This is a genomic window from Saccharothrix sp. CB00851 (assembly GCF_001905065.1).
In the GTDB taxonomy this organism is placed as follows: domain Bacteria; phylum Actinomycetota; class Actinomycetes; order Mycobacteriales; family Pseudonocardiaceae; genus Actinosynnema.
Genome location: NZ_LWLC01000016.1, coordinates 1 through 20,083, shown reverse-complemented (window position 1 = coordinate 20,083; position 20,083 = coordinate 1). Strand labels below are relative to the sequence as shown.

Sequence of the window (20,083 nt, the reverse complement as noted above, 5' to 3'; positions counted from 1 at the left end):
TCAAGCCATGACTCAGCAGTGGTCCGCTCCCACCGCCGACGGCCCGGTCGACGCGACGGTACCCGTGCCCGGCTCCAAGTCGATCACCAACCGCGCGCTCGTGCTCGCCGCCCTGGCCGACCGCGCGTCCACCCTGCACGCACCTCTGCGCAGCCGGGACACGAACCTGATGGTCGCCGCGCTGCGGTCGCTCGGCGTGGACGTCACCGACGGGCCGGACGGGTCCTGGCTGGTCACACCCCATGAGCTGCGCGGGCCGGCGCAGGTCGACTGCGGCTTGGCGGGCACCGTGATGCGGTTCCTGCCGCCCGCCGCCGCGCTCGCGGTCGGCGAGGTCACGTTCGACGGCGACCCGCACGCGCGGACCCGGCCGATGACCACGATCCTGGGCGCGCTGCGGGCGCTGGGCGCGGACGTGGCGGGCGACGCGCTGCCGTTCACGCTGCACGGCAAGGGCGGCGTGCCCGGCGGCGAGGTCACCATCGACGCGTCGGCGTCGTCCCAGTTCGTGTCCGGGCTGCTGCTGTCCGGTGCGCGGTACGAAAGCGGCGTGACCGTCCGACACGACGGCAAGCCCGTGCCCTCGATGCCGCACATCGAGATGACCGTGGCGATGATGCGCCAAGCCGGTGTCGTCGTGGACGACGCGTCGCCGAACGAGTGGCGGGTCGAGCCGGGCCCGATCGAGGGCCGCGACTGGCACGTCGAGCCGGACCTGTCCAACGCGACGGCGTTCCTGGCGGCGGCGGCCGTGACCGGCGGTCAGGTGATCATCCCCGGCTGGCCCACCGAGACCACCCAGCCCGGCGGCGCCGCGCGGGACCTGTTCGAGCGCATGGGGTGCGAGGTGGCGCTGACCGACGCGGGGCTGGTGCTGCGCGGGCCGGAGCGCCTGACCGGGATCGACGTGGACCTGCGTGACGAGAGCGAGCTGACGCCCACCATCGCGGCTCTGGCGGCGTTGGCCGACGGTACGACGCGGATCCGCGGTGTCGCGCACATCCGCGGCCACGAGACCGACCGGCTCGCCGCGCTCGCCACCGAGATCAACCGGCTGGGCGGCGACGCGTCGGAGACCGAGGACGGCCTGATCATCGAGCCCCGGCCGCTGCACGGCGGCGTGTGGCGCGCGTACGCCGACCACCGGATGGCCACCGCGGGCGCGATCATCGGCCTGGTGGTCGACGGCGTGTCGGTGGACGACATCGGCTGCACCACGAAGACGCTGCCCGACTTCCCGGGCATGTGGGCGGCCATGCTGTCGGTGCCGGGGGCGCGCTGACGTGGCACGCGGCGACTGGCGGCGGTTGGACGAGTCCGACGTGCGGGTGCGGCCGGGCAAGGGGACCCGGCCGCGCAGCAAGCGCAGACCCGAGCACGCGGACGCGGTGCCCGCCATGGTCGTCGGGGTGGACCGGGGGCGGTGGACGTGCGCGCTCTCGGCCGACCCGGCACGGGTGGTCGTCGCCATGCGGGCGCGGGAACTCGGCCGCACGCCGGTCGTCGTGGGCGATCAGGTGGGGTTGGTGGGCGACACGTCCGGGCAGCCGGACACGTTGGCGCGGATCGTGCGGGTGGAGGAGCGGCGCAGCGTGCTGCGACGCACGGCGGACGACACGGACCCGTTCGAGCGGGTGGTGGTGGCCAACGCCGAGCAGCTGGTGATCGTGTCGGCGCTGGCCGACCCGCAGCCGCGCCGGGGTTTCATCGACCGGTGCCTGGTGGCCGCGTACGCGGGCGGCCTGGAACCGCTGCTGTGCCTGACGAAGTCGGACCTGGCGCCACCGGACGACCTGGTCGCCGCGTACGCGGAGCTGGACCTGCCGGTGGTCGTGACGCGGTCGGACCACGACCCGGAGGAGCTGAGGGCGCGGCTGGTGCACCGGTTGTCGGCGTTGATCGGGCACTCGGGCGTGGGCAAGTCGACGCTGGTGAACAAGCTGGTGCCGGACGCCCACCGGGCGGTGGGCGTGGTGAGCGGTGTGGGCAAGGGCCGCCACACGTCCACGCAGGCCGTCGCCCTGCCCCTGCCCGAGGGCGGGTGGGCGGTGGACACCCCCGGCATCCGGTCGTTCGGCCTGGCGCACATCACCCCGGACGACATCGTCGGCGCGTTCCCGGACATGAAGGCGATGGCCGAGGAGTGCCCGTCGGGCTGCGGCCACCTGGGCGCCCCCGACGACCCGGACTGCATGCTGGACGACCTGGTCCGCTCGGGCGACGCCTCCCCCGGCCGCCTGGCCTCCCTGCGCCGCCTCCTCTCCTCCCGCAGCAAGCTGGAGGAATACGACTAACCCCCGCGTGTCCTACCTCCAGAACGCGCGTGTCCTACGTTCAGAACGCGTGAGTCGTACGTTCAGGACGCGTGAGTCGTACGTTCAGGACCCCTGAATTCAACGCTCAGAACACGGTTGGGGCGCAGCGGAGCGTCACGCTGGACGCGGCCGGGTGCGTGCTTTCGTTGACCGGATCGGGTGGCGAGGTGACCGCGTCCATGGGCCTGGGCGCGGCACCGGTAGTACGGTGACCGGCCGTGGCGAAGGTGACTGGCATCGGCGGCGTTTTCCTGCGCGCCCGCAACCCGGAACGCATGGCCGAGTGGTACCGCCGGCACCTGGGCGTGCCGATGAGCGACGGCGGCGCCATCACGTTCCACTGGGGCGAAGCCGAGACGACGACGTTCGCCCTGTTCGCCAACGACACCGACTACTTCGGCGAACCGGGCCAGCGCGCCATGATCAACCTCAGGGTGGACGACCTGGCCGAGCTGCTGGCCCAGCTGCGCAGCCGAGGCGTCGAGGTGCTGCCGCAGACCGAGGACTCCGAGTTCGGCCGGTTCGGGTGGTGCGTCGACCCCGAGGGCAACCGGATCGAGCTCTGGCAACCCGCGGCCGGCATGTAGCCCCGGTTACATCAGCTCCAGCAGGAACGGCAGCTCCTGCAGCGCGTACCAGGCCAGCTCGTGGTCCTCCGCCCCGCCCAGCGCGAACTCCGCGTCCGGATCACCGAGGTCCGCCGCGTCGATCACCTCCGCCGCCGCACGCACGTCGTCCTCGGCCTCCAGCGTGTCCAAGTGGATCGCGGCGATCGCCTTCATCGGCACCGGGCCCGACAGCTTCACCACCGAGAAGTCCAAGTCCGGCCGCAGCTTCACGTCCTCGACGTCCGCCGACACCACCGCCCGTCGCGGCACGGCCTTCTCGTCACCCGAGATCAACCGCAGCGAACCGCGAGCGGCGTCGAGCATGGCCGAGTACTCCAGCTCCTCCGTGTCACCGGTCGCGTACGACTCGCGCAACGCTGGCGTCAGGGCGAACCCCGTCCCGCCCACCGGCACGAACTCGCCCTTCTCCACCAGGTCGCGCAGCATCGCGACGGTCGCCGGGAGGTACACCCTCATGCGGACACCGTTCCCATCAGTTCCTCCACCGACTCCTCGACCATCGCCGCCAACACGTCCACATCGGACATCGCGTCACGATCGGCGTTCAGCCCGAAGTACACGCCACCGTCATAAGAGGTCACACCGATCGACAACGCCTGGTTCTTCGCCAACGGCACGACCGGGAACATCTCGATCATCTTCGCCCCCGCCGCGTACAGCGGCACCTGGGGCCCGGGCACGTTCGTCACCACGACGTTGAACAACCGCCGCGAGAACGACGACGCCGCCCGCGCACCCAAAGCGTGCAACGTCGGCGGCGCGAAGCCGGAGAACCGCACCAGCGTCTGAGCCGCCACCGACTGCCCCGACTCCTGGTGCGCGCGCATCGCGTGCGACACGTGGTGCAGCCGCACGACCGGGTTCGGCTCACCCACCGGCAGGTCGACCAGGTACGCCGACACCTGCGTCTCGTCGTCGCGCACCGACATCGGCGTCATCGCCCGGATCGTGGTGCCCGCCGTGACGACCTCGCCGCGGGACAGCAGCCAGTTCCGCAGCGCACCGGACAGCACCGCGAGCACGCCGTCGTTGACCGTGCCGCCGTGCACCCGCCGGATCTCGCGCAGCACGTCCAGCCGCGTGCGCGCCACCGCGAACCGGCGCTGCGGCGAGATCCGCACGTTCAACGGGCTGCCGGGCGCGGGCGTCGCGGCGGTCCGCACCGCGGACGCCAACCCGCCGAACACCCCGGCGACCTTCCGCACCGTCGCCACCGTGTCCATCGCCGCCGAACGGGCGTTCTCCACCACCGCACCCGGCCGCTGCACGGCTTCGGCCACCGCGTCGGCCACCAGCTGCAACCCGCTCGGCTGCGGCGAAGGCATCCACAGCGACTCCACCGGCGGCCGCGGCGTGGCGGACACGTCCAGCATCACCTGCCCGATCTCCGGCGCGCCGATGCCGTCCACCATCGCCTGGTGCGTCTTGGTGATCACCGCGGTCCGGTTCCGGGCCAGGCCCTCGACCAGGTAGATCTCCCACAGCGGCCGGGTGTGGTCGAGCGGGCGGGACATCAGCCGGGCCACCAGGTCGTGCAACTGCTGGTCGCTGCCCGGTTTCGGCAACGCCGACCGCCGCACGTGGTAGGTGACGTCGAAGTCCGCGTCGTCCACCCACACCGGCCGCGCGAGCCGCCCCGGCACGTGCACGACCTTCTGCCGGTACCGGGGCACCAGCGACAGCCGCTGCTCGATCAGGTCGACCAGCCGGTCGTAGTCGAAGCCCGTGCGCGGTCGCCGGAACACCGCCACCCCACCGACGTGCATCGGCGTCGTGGAGTCCTCCAGGTACAGGAACGAGGCGTCCAGCGCGGACAGGCGGTCGGGCATGCGGTCCAGGCTAGTCGCTGCAATCGCGCACGAGCCTGCGCACGGCGCTGACCTCGGCTTCGTCGCGTTCGTGCCGGGCCAGCCTGATCGCCGCCGCGGCCGGCATCGCGCGCCGAGCCTCGACCCGCACCGAGACGTCGACCCCGGACAGGAACCCGCGCACCATCCGCGACCGGGCCAGCCGCTTGAACGGCCGCAGCGGCGCCACCGCGATCGCCAGCCAGCTCAGCGCGACGTCGATCTTCCGCTCGCCCTTGCCCGCACTGCCCCAGTCCACGACGACCGCCCCCTCGGGGCCCATCACGACGTTGCCGGGGTGCAGGTCGAGGTGCAGCAGGCCGCCGTCACCGTTGAGGAACTCGGGCGCGGGCACCCGGTCCAGCTTGCCGTGCAGCTCGGCCAGCTCCCGGCCCAACGCGCCCGCCCGCCACGGCTTGGCGTCCAGCTCCTGCGACATGCGCGGACCGGGCACGTACTCCATGACGAGGTCGGTCTCCGTGGCGTCCGCCACCCTGGGCACCGGTATGCCGTGCCGGCGCAGGTAGCGCATCAGCTCGGCCTCGGGCCCCGGGTCACGGCCCGTGCGGCTGCGTTTGACCAGCATGCCGTCGGGACGCAGGTAGACGTCCGCCTCCCGGCCGCTGGCCAGCAGACGATGCGCCTCGTCGCGCGTTGTCATGTGACGATCATCATGATTGACAGCGGGAAAACAAGCCCCGAACGGGTAGAGGACACTTGCTCCGTGGATGTGTCACCCAAGGACAAGTTCGTCACCGTCTACGGCCGCAAGCCCGTGCTGGAGGCGTTGGACGACCCTCGGCTCCAGGTCGACAAGGTCGTGCTCGCCGACACGGCCCGCGGCGCCGCCGCCCGGGAGATCCTGGACGCGGCCGGTCGGCGTGGCGTCGCGGTGCAGCGGGCGTCCGCGCAACGCGTCAAGGTGCTGGCCGGGAACGGCAAGCAGGACCAGGGCGTGCTGGCGGACGTCGTCGCGCCGCGGATGCGTCCGCTGTCGGTCGGGTTGGCCGAGCGGCCGCGAGGTGTGCTGGTGCTCGACGGGATCACCACGCCGGCGAACGTCGGCATGATCCTGCGCACGGCGACGGCGGCCGGGATGGACGGCATCGTCGTGCCGCGGCGGGGGGTGGCGTCGATCGACCCGATGGTGGTCAAGGCGTCGGCCGGGGTGGCGTTCCGGGCGCCCGTGCTGCGGTGTGCGACAGCGGCGGAGGCCGTGGCCGAGCTGCGGGGCGCCGGGTACCCGGTCTTCGCGCTGGACGCCCAGGCCAGGTCGTCGGTGTACACGGCGGAGTTGCCGGCACGGTCGGCGTTCGTGCTGGGCAGCGAGACGGCGGGCATCTCGGACGACGTGCGGCCGCACGTGACCGGGTGGCTGTCGATCCCGATGGCGGCGGGGGTGGAGTCGCTGAACGTGGCCAGTGCGGCGGCCGTGCTGTGCTTCGAGGTGGTCCGCCGCCGTACGGCCTAGGGCTTCGGGTTGCGCAGCGCGGGTGCCGGAGGGCCGCTCCGACACCCGCGCTGCCTAACCCGGCTGATCGGCGGCTCACCACAGCCACCCGACGCGGTACCCGTCGGGCCGTCCCGACCAGCCCTCGACGTCCCGCACCCGCGCCCCTCGTATGGCATCGGATGCGGAACAGCAGCACGCGGTCGTGCTGTTCAGGCGTGATATTCGTCGGCAGCGCTCAGAACGTACGGAGCAAGTGGAGTGAGCGGCAATTCACCGCCCAGGTGTTTTCGCGGTAGCCGTTCGTGGTCGATTAACTCCGCAGGGGGACCTGGAGCAGAATTTCCAGTTCCTCGAGCGTGGATCGCACCGACTGGTGGTGCACACCGACCATTCCGGCCGCCGCGGCGCCCCGGACATTGACCGCCAGGTCGTCCACGAAGACGCAGTCGCACGTCGGCAGGCCGAGCCGTTCGGCGGCGAGCAGGTAGATGCGGCGGTCCGGTTTGGCCATGCCGACCTCGCCGGAGGTGATGACGACGTCGAACAGGTCCTCCCAGCCCGCCGGCGGACGCCACAGGAAGTCGGCGTTGGACAGCATGGCGGTGAGAATGCCCTGGTGGCGGGCTTGGCGCGTGGCCGCGAGCAAGGGCGGTTCGGTGGCCGCGTGGTCGTCACCGAGGTCCGTCAGGACGCCGCCGAAGTCGAGAACCAGTCCCCGCACCGTTCCTCCATCGGGTGATCTTGGTACGAAACCCCGGCTGTGCGCCCTCGGTTCAGCATGCCACCTCAACTCCGCACCCTGTCGTCCACGAAGCCCACCACCACCGACAACCCGTCCCCGGAACCGCCAAGCTCCCCCACCCCACCACCTCCCGCCACACCACTGGACGCCCGCCACTTCCTGTTTCCCCTGGTAGAGGCTCTGAGCGGCCGACGCCCACCCCGCCAGCTAGCTGCAACCTTCACCCCACGCGCCCTGACCACCGTGACCGAAGCCGCCACCCCAACCCAAACCCGCCTGGGCCGCTACCGCCTGTGCCACGTGTCACCGGACGCCGCGGAACTCGCCGGCACCCTCCACATGCCGACCAAAGTCCGCGCCTTCGCCGCCCGCGTAGAACGCCAGGGCTCCCGCTGGCACTGCACCGAATTCCACCTGCTCCCCTAACCCACCTGGGCGGGGCCACCCCACCCCCGGCCCCGCCCGCCCGCCCCTAACACGATCGAGTGACATTTCCCCAAAAATGTACGGAAACACTGTTCTCGTACCTCGGTTGATTAAGACGGAGCCGGCAACCACCCCGACTACCCGAAACCACCGCCCCGCCGCACCCCCCGACTCCCGCCGCAGGACACACCAGAAAGGACCACCCACCCGGCCAGGCGCCAATCACGACCCACCACAAACGACGACCGCCCCGAGCGCCCCAGCAACACCACCAGGACCAGCGACCACAGCCCCGGAACCCGACCGGCGGAGAACGCGAAGCCGGCCGCGCTGCGACGCGCAGCACGACCGCCGGCGAGGGCGGACGCCATCGCGACGCGGGGGTCCGGGAACGCTGGGCCGGTCCGGTGCGCGCGGGGTAGCGGTCGGACGAGTCGCGCGACGTAGCCGAGGGTGGCTGGCCGGGGCCGCAGGGGGTTGGGCAGGGACCGGTCGAGTCGCGAGGTGCCAGGCGCGGCGGGCGTGAGCACGCGCGGGCGGCCGTGGGACGGCCCACATGAGCGGCGCGGAGGGCCCTCGGTGCTCGGTCAGGACAGGTGCGGGGCGGGCGACGAGCGCCAGTTTGGGAGGTGCAGAGGGAGGTGGCACGGGGAGGTGGCCGCGGGCCGGGTTCGGTGCAGGCAGGGGCCGGATTCGGGTTCCGGGAGCAGGCAGGAGCCGGTTGGGGTGCGAGGCGGGCACTGGGCGCCGCGTTCGGGTACGGGCAGGGCCGGGTTCGGGTCCCGGGAGCAGGCAGGAGCCGGGTTGGATGCGGGGGCCACTGGGCGCCGGGTTTGGGTACGGGCAGGGCCGGGTTCGGATGCCGGGGGCGGGGAGGAGCCGGGGTGGGTTTGTGGGCCGCCAGGGGTCCGGGTCGCGGTGTGGGGGCGGGCACGGCGGGATGAGGGCGCGCCCAGGGGGAAGGGTGGGGTGAATGCGGAAGCGGGCCGCCGACGGTGGTCGGTGGCCCGCTTCCGGTGGGTTCTCGGTGGGGGTTGGGTTACTGGCGGGGGCCCTTGCGTTGGCCCTTGGCCTGGGCGCGGGCGGCGGCGCGGCGTTCTTTTCGGGTGCCGCCCTGCTGGGGGCCGCCCTGCTGGGCGGTGTTGCCGGTGGTTTCGGCGTCGCCGCTTTCGGACGGGCCCGTGTAGGTCAGGCCTTGCTGGGCGCGGCCGTCCAGGCCCTTGCCGCGCAGGGCCGGGGGGATGGCGTTGCCGCTCTGCAGTTGCGCCAGCGCCGGGCCGGCGGGGGCCTGGTTGGCGGCGTCGGCCTGCTGCTGCGCGGCGGCAGCGGCGGCGGCGCGGGCCCTCGCTCGGCTGCCGGCCAGCGGGCCGCCGTTGGCGATCGAGACCTGGACCGGCGGCTCGGCGGTGGGCTCGGGTTCGGCGGCTTCGACCTGCAGGTTGAACAGGAAGCCGACCGTCTCCTCCTTCAGCGCCTCGAGCATGCCGTTGAACATGTCGAAGCCTTCCCGCTGGTACTCGATCAGCGGGTCGCGCTGGGCCATCGCCCGCAGGCCGATGCCCTCCTTCAGGTAGTCCATCTCGTACAGGTGCTCGCGCCACTTGCGGTCGAGGACGGAGAGCAGGACGCGGCGCTCCAGCTCGCGCATGGCGCCCGGACCGACCCGGCCGTCGATGTCCGCCTCACGCGCCTCGTACGCGGCCAGGGCGTCGGCCTCGAGCTTGGACTTCAGCGCTTCGGCCGAGACGTCCTCGTCCTCTTCAAGGATCCTCTTCGGGTCGAGCGTGATCGGGTACAGCGTCTTGAGCGCCGTCCACAGCTGGTCGAGGTCCCAGTCCTCGGCGTAGCCCTCCGCGGTCGCGCCGTCGACGTACGCGCCGACCACGCTGGTGATCATGTGCTCAACCTGGTCGCGCAGGTCCTCGCCGTCGAGCACGCGGCGGCGCTCGGCGTAGATCACCTTGCGCTGCTCGTTCATGACCTCGTCGTACTTGAGGACGTTCTTGCGGATCTCGAAGTTCTGCTGCTCGACCTGCGTCTGCGCGCTGCGGATGGCCCGGGTGACCATCTTGTGCTCGATCGGCACGTCGTCCGGCACCTTCAGCCGGGTCATGACCGTCTCGACCATCGCCGCGTTGAAGCGGCGCATCAGCTCGTCCTTCAGCGACAGGTAGAACCGCGACTCGCCGGGGTCGCCCTGCCGGCCGGAACGACCGCGCAGCTGGTTGTCGATGCGCCGCGACTCGTGCCGCTCGGTGCCCAGCACGTACAGGCCGCCGGCCGCGCGGACCTCCTCGGCCTCGGACTTGACGTCGGCGGTGATCTCCTCGATCAGCTTCGCCCAGGCGGCCTCGTACTCCTCCGGGTTCTCCACCGGGTCCAGGCCGCGTTCCCGCAGCTCGTGGTCGGTGATGATGTCCGGGTTGCCGCCCAGCACGATGTCGGTACCGCGACCGGCCATGTTCGTGGCGACCGTGACGGCGCCCTTGCGGCCGGCCTTGGCGATGATCAGGGCCTCGCGCTCGTGGTGCTTGGCGTTGAGCACCTCGTGCGGGATGCCCTTGCGGACCAGCAGCTTCGACAGGTACTCGGAGCGCTCGACGCTGGTCGTGCCGACCAGCACCGGCTGGCCCTTCTCGTGCCGCTCGGCGATGTCCTCGGCGACCGCCTCGAACTTGGCCTCCTCGGTCTTGTAGACCAGGTCGGACTCGTCCTTGCGCTGCATCGGGCGGTTCGTCGGGATCGGCACCACGCCGAGCTTGTAGGTCTGGTGGAACTCGGCCGCCTCGGTCTCGGCGGTACCGGTCATGCCGCCGAGCTTCGAGTAGAGCCGGAAGTAGTTCTGCAGCGTGATCGTGGCGAGCGTCTGGTTCTCCGCCTTGATCTCGACGCCTTCCTTGGCCTCGATCGCCTGGTGCATGCCCTCGTTGTAACGACGACCCGCCAGCACGCGGCCGGTGAACTCGTCGACGATCATGACCTCACCGTTGCGGACGATGTAGTCCTTGTCCTTGGTGAACAGCTCCTTGGCCTTGATCGCGTTCTGGAAGTAGCCGACCAGCGGGGTGTTGGTCGAGTCGTACAGGTTGTCGATGCCGAGCTGGTCCTCGACGTACTGCACGCCCGCCTCGGTGACGCCGATCGTGCGCTTGCGCTCGTCCACCTCGTAGTGGGTGTCGCGGCGCATCTTCGTGGCCAGCCGCGCGAACTCGACGTACCAGCGCGACGACTGGTCGGCCGGGCCGGAGATGATCAGCGGCGTGCGGGCCTCGTCGATCAGGATCGAGTCGACCTCGTCGACCAGCGCGAAGAAGTGGCCGCGCTGGACCATCTCGTCACGGCTCCAGGCCATGTTGTCGCGCAGGTAGTCGAAGCCGAACTCGTTGTTCGTGCCGTAGGTGATGTCGGCGTTGTAGGCGACGCGGCGCTGCTCGGGCGTCATCTCCGACAGGATCGCGCCGACGGTCAGGCCGAGGAAGCGGTGGATGCGGCCCATCCACTCCGCGTCACGTTTGGCCAGGTAGTCGTTGGTGGTGACGACGTGCACGCCCTCGCCCGCGATGGCGTTCAGGTAGGCGGGCAGCACGGAGGTCAGCGTCTTGCCCTCACCGGTGCGCATCTCGGCGATCTGACCGAGGTGCAGCGCCGCGCCGCCCATCAGCTGGACGTCGAAGTGGCGTTGGCCCAGGGTGCGCTTGGCGCCTTCGCGGACGACCGCGAAGGCCTCGGGCAGCAGCTCGTCCAGGGACTCGCCGTCGGCGTAGCGCTTGCGGAACTCCTCGGTCTTCGCGCGCAGCTCCGCATCGGAGAGGTCGACGACGTCGTCTTCGAGGTTGTTGATGTGCGCTGCGATGTTGCGCAGGCGCTTGAGCATCTTGCCCTCGCCAGCGCGGAGCAGTCGGGACAGCACCATCCGGGTCGACCTCATTACCTCATCGCGACGCGCCCGGGGGACGGGCGCCTTCCACAGGGGCTCGCCACGGCCATGGCGAGCCTTCACCACCTGCCATCGTAGGCAAGTCGTGAAGGTGTGTGCACAGACACAGGTAGGAACCCGGTTCGAAGGGCTCGGCGGGCGGCTCTGGCGCGCCCGTTCCGGCACCCCTGGCAGGGGGTCAAGATCGCGTTGCGTGACCGGGACCGGTAGGCCATCACCCGGACGGACGTAGGGGGTCCGGCGCCTGCCGGCTCGCCCGATTCGGAGACAAATCCCACGTCACGGGGAACACCGGTCTTGGCCGGAGATCACCGTGCTCGAGGTGATGATTTCGCGACGTCGCACCGATGGTCCGTGACCGATTTTCCGGTGATCACGGTTCGCGGGGTGCGGGAAATGGTCCGGGCAACGCAACCCCCGGCGTGCGGGACGCCGGGGGTTGCGGCGAAGTCGAGTGAGGGGACCGTGGTCAGATGGCGCTCAGGCCAACCTGATCACGCCGTAGTCGAACCCCTTTCGGCGGTAGACCACGCTCGGACGGCCGCTGTCGGCGTCGGAGAACAGGTAGAAGTCGTGGCCGACCAGTTCCATCTCGTAGAGGGCCTGGTCGACGGTCATCGGCTTGGCCGTGTGCTCTTTCTCGCGCACGATCTGGCCGGGCAGGTTGTCCTCGATGCCGTCTTCCCAGCGCTGCGCGGGCACTTCCGCCATGCCCTCGTGCGTGGGTTCCGGCTCGGTCGCTTCCAGCACCGCGGTGTGGCCGAGCCACAGGCCCTGTGCCTGGCCGCCGTCGCCGTCGGGCCGGAGGGGTAGCGACTCCGCGAGTCCGCTGGTCGCCTCGGCGACCGACGTCGGGCCGCGTCGCCCGTGGTGCACGCGCCTGCGATCATGCGAGCGCCGCAGCCGGTTCTCGAGCTTGTTCACCGCGGAGTCGAGGGCGGCGTAGAAGTCGCCCGCACATGCTTCGGAACGAATCACCGGACCGCGCCCCTTGCCGGTGATCTCGACCCGCTGGCAGTTCTTGGACTGCCTGCGGTTCGGTTCGTGGAAGAGTTCCACGTCGAAGCGGATGACCTTGCGGTCGTAACGCTCAAGCCTGGCCAGCTTTTCGGCGACGTGAACCCGGTAGTGATCGGGCACCTCGACGTTGCGGCCCTTAACGACGATGTCCATACACGACCTCCCTCGCTTTGCTGCGAGCAATGGCTTTGGATCGCTTGGGCGCCGGACCGCGATCGTCTTCGCGGACTTGTCGCTGAGGGTGGCCCCTCAGCGCCCCACCGGCGCCAGGGTCATGGGCTGTTCGCCTCCTCCCCGCGTGCCGGGAACGCTGATAGCGGTGCACGTTAGCCCGGTATTCGCCGCTGCGACAGCCCCCGGGGCGGGGGAGATCCAAGATTTTCTTGTCGTAACGCAGAGCGACGAAAAACTCCTCCCGGCGGCACGCCACGCGGGCGCGTTCGATCGCCACCCCGGCCACCGCTCACCCGAACGGCCGAGACCGGCACAGGCGCTCGTCGGCAGAGTGGTTACGGCGAACGGCCTCTGCGCGGGCGTCATAACCGGCCAACGGCCGAGCGTCCCGGGAGGTTCCCGGACGGATTCACCCGTGTGGGTGGGTTCTGCGTGCGGCGGTCAGGGTGAGCACAGCGGGTACCCGCATTCCGGCCGCTTTCAACACCGAAACGCAGGCTCGTGCCGTCGATCCCGTCGTCACCACGTCATCCAGCAGGACAACCGGTGTTCCCGGTGGTGGCAGGCAATCCGGGACGAGTAGGACACGGCCCGCCAGATTCACCTGCCGGGACGCCGCGTCGAGCCGCGCCGAATCGCGAACTCCTCTCGCGAACGCGAGCGCTGGCACGGCGGAAAAGCCGGACGCACGTGCCATTCTCAGCACGTGGGAACCGCCGCGGGCACGGGCCGCCGACGCCCGCGACGGCGCGGGCACCAGCCAAGGATCGGACCCCACGCCGGGCAGCCGGGGCACCGCGGCGGCGACCAGCGCCCCGAACACGGCCGCCAGCTCACGACGCCCGCGCTCCTTGAACGCGAGCACCAGCTCACGCGCCGCGCCCGCGTACCCGGCCAGCGCGAACACCGGTGGCCCCGTACCGGGTACGCGCTTCGGCATCCCGAACAGGGCCAGGCAACGACCACAAAGGCGCACGCCCCACGTGCCGCAGCCGGGGCAACGGGGCGGGAACAGCAGGTTGATCAGCATGGCCCCGACGATGCCGGCGACCACCGACAAAACCGGCCCCTCCGCCGAGGTGCGCACCTTGCACGATCGGGTGAAGATGGGGGCGGCCCCGTCCCCGACCCTCAGCCCGGGTAGAAGGCCTGGGTGCCCGGGTCGACCTTGGTGGTCGACGCACGCCACACGTCACCCACGTCGTTCGCGCTCCACAACCCGCTCTGGTCCACCGCCAGCACGTTGCGACCCGGCGCCGCGGTCACCGAGGCCACCGGGACGGTCAGGTTCGACGTGTTGTACCGCTCCACCCGGACGCCGTCGATGTTCACCTTGGCGATCGGGTACGCCGACACCGACGTGCTCACCACCAGCACGTCCTGCGCCAGCCAGTCCACCGACAACGCGTTGTTGCCCAGCACGGACGGCTGCAGGTGGCGCGGCGACCGCAGCGACACCGCCGAGTCCTGGTCCCGCACCACGGCCGCCACCACGAGCTTCCCGCCCACCACGGCCGCCACCCTGGTGCCGTCGCGCGACAGCCTCAGCTCGGTGATGCCGCCCAGCTCGGCCAGCTCGGAGGCGTTGACCGCGTTCGCCGTCCACCCGCGGTCGGTCTTGATCACGCGCACCACGTTCGCGCCGTCGGCGACCGTCCACACCTCGACGCCCGGCTCGCCCTGGCGACCGCTGAGCAGCCACGTCGGCCTGGTCATGGCGGACGCGCGCAGGTCGACCTCGGCCAGCTGCTCCTGCACCGGCCCGACCCGCAGCCGCACGGCGTCGTCGCCGACCCGGCTGACCACGGCCAGCCGGCTGCCGTCCAGCGACTGCGCCGCGCTCAACGCCTGGTACTCGCCCGCGCCCGCGGGGCCGGGCACCGCGTCGCCGTTGACCTGCCTGACCCGCCCGTTGCCGACCAGCATGCCGGTCAGGTCGGCGTTCGGCGTGGTCAACTCCTCGCCGGTCTGCACGTCCGCGGGCCGCCACTCGTGCTGCTCGTCGTTGACCGGCTGGCCCTCGACCATCACCCGGATGCGGCTGCTGGTGACGCCGGCGAGCGACTTCACCACCTGCGCGACGATCTGCTTGCCGACCTGCACGGTGATGTCACCGACCTTGGTGAGGTCGACTTCCAACGCGCCGTCGTTGGCCTCGGAGGTGTTGCGGCGCTGCGTCGCCCCGTTCGGGATGGCCGTGGTCACCGCGCCGCGCATGCCGACCGAAGGGCCCTTGAGCAGCAGGCTCGTCACCCGGCTCGGGATCGACGTGGACGGCGCGATGACGACCCACCGCGGGTCGGGCACCAGCACGCTAAAGTCCAGGCTGTAGAAGAACAGCGTCACGCGCCGGTAGTTCTGCTGGAACCCGCCCAGCGGCACGTAGACGCCGTCCGGCGGCGAGGAGATGCGCCACTGGCCGTCGGCGTCGCGCTCGATCCCGATCGCGGTGTCGAGAGGGCCGATGAGCTGGATGAACGAGTTGTCCTCCAGCTGCAGGCGGCCGACGTTGCGGCCTTGGAGCAGCACCGTGCGGTGCTTGTCGTCCGCCGTCACGCCCGGTGTCGGCACGGTGTTGAACGTCGTGTCGATGATCGTCGGCGCGCCCTTGGTGTTCCAGGTCTTCTTGGCGTCCTCGGTCAGGTACGCCTTGGCCGCCGCGTAGTCGCTCTCGGGGTTGGCGGAGGCGTTGACGAACTCCCGGACCAGCGTCAACGGGTCGATGTCGTCGACCGGCTCGGGCGCGGCGGCCGCGCTGGCGTTGCCCGCCGACGGGTTGACCGCGATCGGCGAGGTCTCGGTGGGTATCGCGGCGCAGCCCGCGGCCACGAGCACGCCCAGCAGCACGACGAGCAGCCTCACCGGACCTCCTCGCGTTCGCCGGTGACCGGTTGCGCGGGCTGCCACGTGATCTCCTCCTCGGTCAGCTCGACCTCCTCGACCGGCTCGGGCGCGTCCGGCTCAGGCTCGACCACCGGCGGCAGGTCGGGCGGCTCCAGCGGCAACGGGCTGGAGGTCAGCTCGTGGCCGAGCCGGCACGGCAGGGTGAGCCGGAACACCGCGCCGAGGCCGCGTTCGCCCCACGCCTGCAGCCAGCCGCCGTGCAGCCGGGCGTCCTCCAGGCTGATCGACAGGCCGAGGCCGGTGCCGCCGGTGCGGCGGTTGCGGGACGGATCGGCGCGCCAGAACCGGTTGAACACCAGGTCCGCCTCGCCGGCCCGCAGGCCGACGCCGTGGTCCCGGACGGTCACCGCGACCGCCTCGCCGTCACCGCGCAGGGTCAGCTCGACCGGCATGCCCTCGCCGTGGTCGATGGCGTTGGCCAGCAGGTTGCGCAGGATCCGCTCGACCCGGCGCGAGTCCAGCTCCGCGGTGACCTCGTGGTCGGGCAGGTCCATCACGATCGTGGTGCCGCTGCTGTTGGCGATGGCGCGCACCGCGTCGTGGGCGCGCCTGGCCAGCACGCGGATGTCGACCAGCTCGGCGGCCAGCTCCTCGACGCCCGCGTCCAGCCTGCTGATCTCCAGCAGGTCGCCGAGCAGCGACTCGAACCGGTCCAGCTCGTCCACCAGCAGCTCGGTCGAGCGGGCCAGACCGCCGGGGAACTGCTCGCGCGAGGCGTGCAGCACGTCCGCGGCCATCCGCACGGTCGTCAGCGGTGTGCGCAGCTCGTGCGAGACGTCGGAGGTGAAGCGGCGTTGCAGCTGGCCGAACTCCTCCAGCTGGTGGATCTGGCGCTGGATGCTGGCGGCCATCTCGTTGTACGACTCGGCCAGCCGCGCCACGTCGTCCTCGCCGACCACGGGCATGCGCTGGTCCAGGCTGCCCTCGGCGAACCGCTCGGCGATCTCGGCGGCCTGTCGCACGGGTCGCACGACCTGCCGGGTGACCAGGTTCGCGATCAGCGCGAGCAGCAGGAGCAGCACCACGCCGCCGACGACCAGGGTGCTCTGCACGACGTCCGCGGTGGCCTGCTCGCTGGTCAGCGGGAACAGCAGGTACAGGTGCATGGGCCGGGCGGAGCTGTTCACCGGTTTGCCGACGACGAGCAGCGTGGTGGGTCCGGCCTCGCGTTCCACGGTGGTGATCTGGTAGCCGGCGCTGCCCCGTTCGAGCATCTTGAACAGCCCGTCGGGCACGTCCCAGTACTGGCCGACGGCGACCGGCAGGCCGTCGGAGCCGGTGCCGACGGGGTCGCGGAGCACCGGCTCGAACGCGCCCGCGCCGGAACTGGTCGGGTCGAGGTCGACACCCGACGTGTTGATCTTGTTCAGGGCGGTGGTGAACCGGGTCTTGACGCTGTCCGGGCCGGGGTTGAGGCCCGCCAGGTCGGGTGCGATCGCCGCCGCGCTGGCCTCGGTCTGCCGGACCGCCGCGTCGATCTTGGTCTCCAGCAGCTGGCCGGTGATCTGCACCTGGAGCACCATGCCCAGCACGAACACCACGGCCGACGACAGCGCCAGCGTGCTGACCACGACGCGCAGCTGCAGCGAGCGGCGCCACAGCTCGCCGAACGCGATCGCCTGGCGACGCGCGCGTTCCACCCCGCGGCGGATCTCGCGCACCACGGGGTCGAAACGGCGTCGGATTGCGCCACCTCCGGCGTCGCGAGGCCCGGTCGCCTGGAAGTCGGTCGTTCGCGACTGATCCTCCGACGATCGAAGAGCGTGGTCGCCGGAGGATGAGTCACGAACGACCGACGCGACCTCGCGGGGTCGTCCGGGGTGGCGCCCTGTCACGGAGGGCCGGCCTTGTAACCCACGCCGCGCACGGTCAGCACCACCTCGGGGTGCTCCGGGTCGCGCTCGACCTTCGACCGCAGCCGCTGCACGTGGACGTTCACCAGCCGGGTGTCCGCCGCGTGCCGGTAGCCCCACACCTGCTCCAGCAGCACCTCGCGGGTGAACACCTGGCGCGGCTTGCGGGCCAGCGCCACGAGCAGGTCGAACTCCAGCGGCGTGAGCTGGATCGGCTTGCCCTCGCGCAGCACCTCGTGGCCGGGCACGTCGATGGTCAGGTCGCCGATCTGCAGCACCTCGGCGGGCTCGGCCTCGGTGCGGCGCAGGCGGGCGCGGATGCGGGCCACCAGCTCCTTCGGCTTGAACGGCTTGACCACGTAGTCGTCCGCACCGGACTCCAGGCCGAGCACCACGTCCACCGTGTCGCTCTTCGCGGTCAGCATCACGATCGGGACGCCCGACTCGGACCGGATCGCCTTGCAGACGTCGATGCCGTTCATGCCGGGCAGCATCAGGTCCAGCAGGACCAGGTCGGGCTTCAACTCGCGCAGCGCGGGCAGCGCGCGGGCGCCGTCGGCCACCACAGCGGTGTCGAAGCCCTCGCCCCGCAGCACGATGGTCAGCATCTCCGCCAGAGCGGGGTCGTCGTCCACGACGAGCACGCGTGCCTTCATACCCAACATCGTCCCACTAGTGGCCGGGAGCCCACGCACCGCCCAGCGGTCATCGCTGCTGGTCGCCGCGCGCGTCCACTCCGTAGCCAGTCTCTGCCGCCGGTCCACGAGCCCACCTCGTCTCGCTGAACGGGAATCCTCAGCGACTCATCGGCGCAGTGGTGACGTTTTGTTACCTTCTTACACTAATGGGTGAACCACCGGTCGAGGATCGACTCGACCCGCAGGTCAGCGGTGCCGTCCAGCACCTCCCACGGCGAGAGCCACCCGGCCGCGGCCAGCCCGTCGTAGACGGCGGCGCAGCGAGCCTGCAGGCCACCGTCCGACTCGTACAGGTCCCGTCCCCTGGCCTCTTCCGCCTCGCGGTGGGCCGCCCGGTCCGCGGCCACCCCCGCGGGCACGCGCAACAGCAGGTGCAGGTCCGGGATCGGCAACCCGAAGCGGTCCACCTCCAGCGACCGCAGCCACTCGACGAACTCGCCGTCCGCTTCCTGGTGCAGCCTGGCCGCGCCGTAAGCCGCGTTGGACGCGATGTACCGGTCGAGCAGCACCACGTCGTACCGGTCCAGGTCGGCCCGGATCCGGTCGGCCGCGCCACGCCGGTCCAGCGCGTAGAGCACCGACATGCCGTACACCGACTCCGTCAGGTCACCCAGCCTGCCGTGCAGCGCGTCGCGCACCAGGTCGGCGTGCACGTCCTCGTCGTAGCGCGGGAACGCGCCGGTGGCGAACTTCGCGCCACGCGCCTCCAGCGCGTCGGTCAACGCCTTGGCCAGGGTGCGCTTGCCCGCGCCGTCCAAGCCCTCGATCACGACGAGTTTTCCCACGAGAACACCCTAAGGGGCGGTGCTCGCTCACGATCGGCCGCATGACATCGCCCAGTCGGGTGACGAGAGATCCTTTGCGTCACCAGATTGAGTGACTACGGTGAACCCCATTTCCGGTTGCGCGAAGGGTGGTGCCGCGGTGACCGCGGATTCCGGGCACGCCACACCGGTTGACGAGCAGGCCGCCCACCTGCCCGGGAGCCTGCCCGGCGGTCTCGCCGAGACCCTGCGCTACGGGCCGTTCCACCGCGCCCTGCACGACGCCATCGCGCACCGCGGCCTGTCCCTGGCCCGGCTGCGGGCGCACCTGGAGCAGCTCGGCGTCCAGGTCGGGCAGTCCACCCTGAGCTACTGGCAGCGCGGCCTGCGGCACCCCGAAGTGCCCCGCGCCATCGCCACCGTGCGCGCGCTGGAGACCGTGCTGAAGCTGCCGCCGGAGTCGCTGGTGTCGCTGGTCGGCAACCGGCCGCCGCCCCGGCCGCCCAGACCGAGCGGCTGGGTGTCGCCGGTGCCGGTGCTGTCGGAGTTCGAGGCCGTCACCGATGTCGGCGCGAACACCGACATCGAGGTGCTGTCCGTGCACGACACCGTGCTGATCGGGCCGGAACGCGAGCAGCGGTCGATCAGCACGCGGATGGTGGTGCGCGCGGCGAAGGCCGGGCCGGACCGGTACCTGGCCGTGCACCAGGGCGACCAGGGGTGCCTGATCGACAACGCGCTCGTGCGGCCGGGCGAGGGCTGCCGGCTGGGACGGCTGCGCAGGCAGCCGGCCACCCGCGGGCTGGCGTTCGAGCTGCTGTTCGACCGCAGGCTCGCCGAGGGCGAGGAGCACGTGTTCAGCTTCACCGTGGTGGACGACACAGGTGGGCCGACGCCGGGGCACCGGCGGGCGTTCCGCGAACCGTGCCGCGGGTACCTGCTGCAACTGGCGTTCAACCGCCGCGCCCTGCCCGCGCGGTGCACCAAGCAGTTCCGGGTGGACGCCGAGGCCGTGCCGGTGGACCTGGAGGAGCTGGTGTGCGGGCTGGGCGGGTTCGCCAGCGCCTACTTCGAGGACATCGGGCCCGGCGTGGCCGGGATCAGCGTCGAGTGGACGTAGCGCAACGCCCCCACCCCGCGAGTTCGCGTCGGTAGGTCGAGGCCCATCCCGCGGCGATCACGCTTTTCGATCGTCGCGGGATCGGCCTCGAACTGCCGACTTCATGGCGAACTCGCCGCCCCGCCGGAGGCGGGGCCAACAACTCAGTAGCGGTAGTGCTCGGGCTTGTAGGGGCCCTCGACGTCCACGTCGATGTACTCG

17 protein-coding genes are annotated in these 20,083 nt (G+C 71.3%); 6 read left to right on the top strand and 11 right to left on the bottom strand.

The genetic code is table 11. The features are described from left to right. The first annotated feature begins 7 nt into the window (after positions 1–7). The 3 genes from aroA (at position 8) to A6A25_RS17380 (ending at position 2,902) form a co-directional block, all read left to right on the top strand. Entirely contained in the window at positions 8–1,282 is a 1,275-nt protein-coding gene (gene aroA / locus A6A25_RS17390; RefSeq protein ID WP_073891331.1) for a 3-phosphoshikimate 1-carboxyvinyltransferase, read from the top strand. 1 nt (position 1,283) lies between these two features. Then, complete coding sequence (gene rsgA, locus A6A25_RS17385; RefSeq protein WP_073891328.1) at positions 1,284–2,294, top strand: ribosome small subunit-dependent GTPase A; 1,011 nt, start codon at positions 1,284–1,286, stop codon at positions 2,292–2,294. Positions 2,295–2,533: 239 nt separating this feature from the next. Further along, positions 2,534–2,902: a VOC family protein gene (locus tag A6A25_RS17380; protein ID WP_073891326.1), complete on the top strand. Its 369-nt coding sequence runs from the start codon at positions 2,534–2,536 to the stop codon at positions 2,900–2,902. A gap of 6 nt (positions 2,903–2,908) precedes the next feature. Here the strand turns inward: A6A25_RS17380 and A6A25_RS17375 are convergent, their stop codons facing one another. The 3 genes from A6A25_RS17375 to A6A25_RS17365 are packed head-to-tail and all read right to left on the bottom strand — an operon-like array spanning position 2,909 to position 5,452. Next, complete coding sequence (locus A6A25_RS17375; RefSeq protein WP_073891323.1) at positions 2,909–3,400, bottom strand: DUF6912 family protein; 492 nt, start codon at positions 3,398–3,400, stop codon at positions 2,909–2,911. Then, a complete protein-coding gene (locus tag A6A25_RS17370) occupies positions 3,397–4,773 on the bottom strand; it encodes a WS/DGAT/MGAT family O-acyltransferase (RefSeq protein ID WP_073891320.1) in 1,377 nt (458 codons plus the stop codon). The genes A6A25_RS17375 and A6A25_RS17370 overlap by 4 nt, the downstream gene beginning before the upstream one ends. A 10-nt stretch (positions 4,774–4,783) precedes the next feature. Continuing rightward, positions 4,784–5,452: a phosphotransferase gene (locus A6A25_RS17365; protein ID WP_073891318.1), complete on the bottom strand. Its 669-nt coding sequence runs from the start codon at positions 5,450–5,452 to the stop codon at positions 4,784–4,786. 63 nt (positions 5,453–5,515) lie between these two features. Between A6A25_RS17365 and A6A25_RS17360 the strand changes: the two genes are divergently transcribed. Next, entirely contained in the window at positions 5,516–6,262 is a 747-nt protein-coding gene (locus tag A6A25_RS17360) for a TrmH family RNA methyltransferase (protein WP_380735351.1), read from the top strand. Between the two features lie 292 nt (positions 6,263–6,554). Here A6A25_RS17360 and A6A25_RS17355 read toward each other — a convergent pair whose 3' ends face one another. After that, the gene (locus tag A6A25_RS17355) at positions 6,555–6,965 is read right to left on the bottom strand and encodes an HAD-IA family hydrolase (protein WP_073891315.1); all 411 of its coding nucleotides are present in this window, start codon (positions 6,963–6,965) and stop codon (positions 6,555–6,557) included. A 57-nt stretch (positions 6,966–7,022) separates the two neighbouring features. Between A6A25_RS17355 and A6A25_RS46835 the strand changes: the two genes are divergently transcribed. Next, on the top strand, positions 7,023–7,412 hold the full coding sequence (locus tag A6A25_RS46835; protein ID WP_380735348.1) for an Rv3235 family protein: 390 nt from the start codon (positions 7,023–7,025) through the stop codon (positions 7,410–7,412). A 1,039-nt stretch (positions 7,413–8,451) separates the two neighbouring features. On the opposite strand, the gene secA is transcribed toward A6A25_RS46835, so the two are convergent. The 7 genes from secA to A6A25_RS17320 form a co-directional block, all read right to left on the bottom strand. Next, on the bottom strand, positions 8,452–11,325 hold the full coding sequence (gene secA / locus A6A25_RS17350; protein WP_073891313.1) for a preprotein translocase subunit SecA: 2,874 nt from the start codon (positions 11,323–11,325) through the stop codon (positions 8,452–8,454). Positions 11,326–11,829: 504 nt separating this feature from the next. Beyond that, a complete protein-coding gene (gene hpf, locus A6A25_RS17345) occupies positions 11,830–12,522 on the bottom strand; it encodes a ribosome hibernation-promoting factor, HPF/YfiA family (RefSeq protein WP_073891311.1) in 693 nt (230 codons plus the stop codon). A gap of 430 nt (positions 12,523–12,952) precedes the next feature. Beyond that, entirely contained in the window at positions 12,953–13,630 is a 678-nt protein-coding gene (locus A6A25_RS17340) for a ComF family protein (protein ID WP_338013211.1), read from the bottom strand. A gap of 44 nt (positions 13,631–13,674) precedes the next feature. After that, positions 13,675–15,405: an LpqB family beta-propeller domain-containing protein gene (locus tag A6A25_RS17335; protein WP_073891309.1), complete on the bottom strand. Its 1,731-nt coding sequence runs from the start codon at positions 15,403–15,405 to the stop codon at positions 13,675–13,677. Beyond that, the gene (gene mtrB / locus A6A25_RS17330; protein WP_241828765.1) at positions 15,402–17,108 is read right to left on the bottom strand and encodes an MtrAB system histidine kinase MtrB; all 1,707 of its coding nucleotides are present in this window, start codon (positions 17,106–17,108) and stop codon (positions 15,402–15,404) included. Before mtrB ends, A6A25_RS17335 begins: the two co-directional genes overlap by 4 nt. Before the next feature lie 170 nt (positions 17,109–17,278). Continuing rightward, positions 17,279–17,956 (bottom strand): MtrAB system response regulator MtrA, encoded by a 678-nt coding sequence (gene mtrA, locus A6A25_RS17325; RefSeq protein ID WP_015104936.1) that lies wholly within the window; start codon positions 17,954–17,956, stop codon positions 17,279–17,281. 185 nt (positions 17,957–18,141) lie between these two features. Further along, entirely contained in the window at positions 18,142–18,783 is a 642-nt protein-coding gene (locus A6A25_RS17320; protein WP_073891307.1) for a dTMP kinase, read from the bottom strand. 139 nt (positions 18,784–18,922) lie between these two features. Between A6A25_RS17320 and A6A25_RS17315 the strand changes: the two genes are divergently transcribed. Then, positions 18,923–19,882 carry a hypothetical protein gene (locus tag A6A25_RS17315; protein ID WP_073891305.1) on the top strand — a complete coding sequence of 320 codons (960 nt, stop codon included), beginning with the start codon at positions 18,923–18,925 and terminating at the stop codon, positions 19,880–19,882. The last annotated feature ends 201 nt before the right edge of the window (positions 19,883–20,083 follow it).

Coding starts and splice junctions, on each gene's coding strand:
- aroA (WP_073891331.1), top strand. CDS start 8: ATGACTCAGCAGTGGTCCGCTCCCACCGCCGACGGCCCGGTCGACGCG.
- A6A25_RS17375 (WP_073891323.1), bottom strand. CDS start 3,400: ATGAGGGTGTACCTCCCGGCGACCGTCGCGATGCTGCGCGACCTGGTG.
- A6A25_RS17370 (WP_073891320.1), bottom strand. CDS start 4,773: ATGCCCGACCGCCTGTCCGCGCTGGACGCCTCGTTCCTGTACCTGGAG.
- A6A25_RS17365 (WP_073891318.1), bottom strand. CDS start 5,452: ATGACAACGCGCGACGAGGCGCATCGTCTGCTGGCCAGCGGCCGGGAG.
- A6A25_RS46835 (WP_380735348.1), top strand. CDS start 7,023: ATGCCACCTCAACTCCGCACCCTGTCGTCCACGAAGCCCACCACCACC.
- secA (WP_073891313.1), bottom strand. CDS start 11,325: ATGGTGCTGTCCCGACTGCTCCGCGCTGGCGAGGGCAAGATGCTCAAG.
- hpf (WP_073891311.1), bottom strand. CDS start 12,522: ATGGACATCGTCGTTAAGGGCCGCAACGTCGAGGTGCCCGATCACTAC.
- mtrA (WP_015104936.1), bottom strand. CDS start 17,956: ATGAAGGCACGCGTGCTCGTCGTGGACGACGACCCCGCTCTGGCGGAG.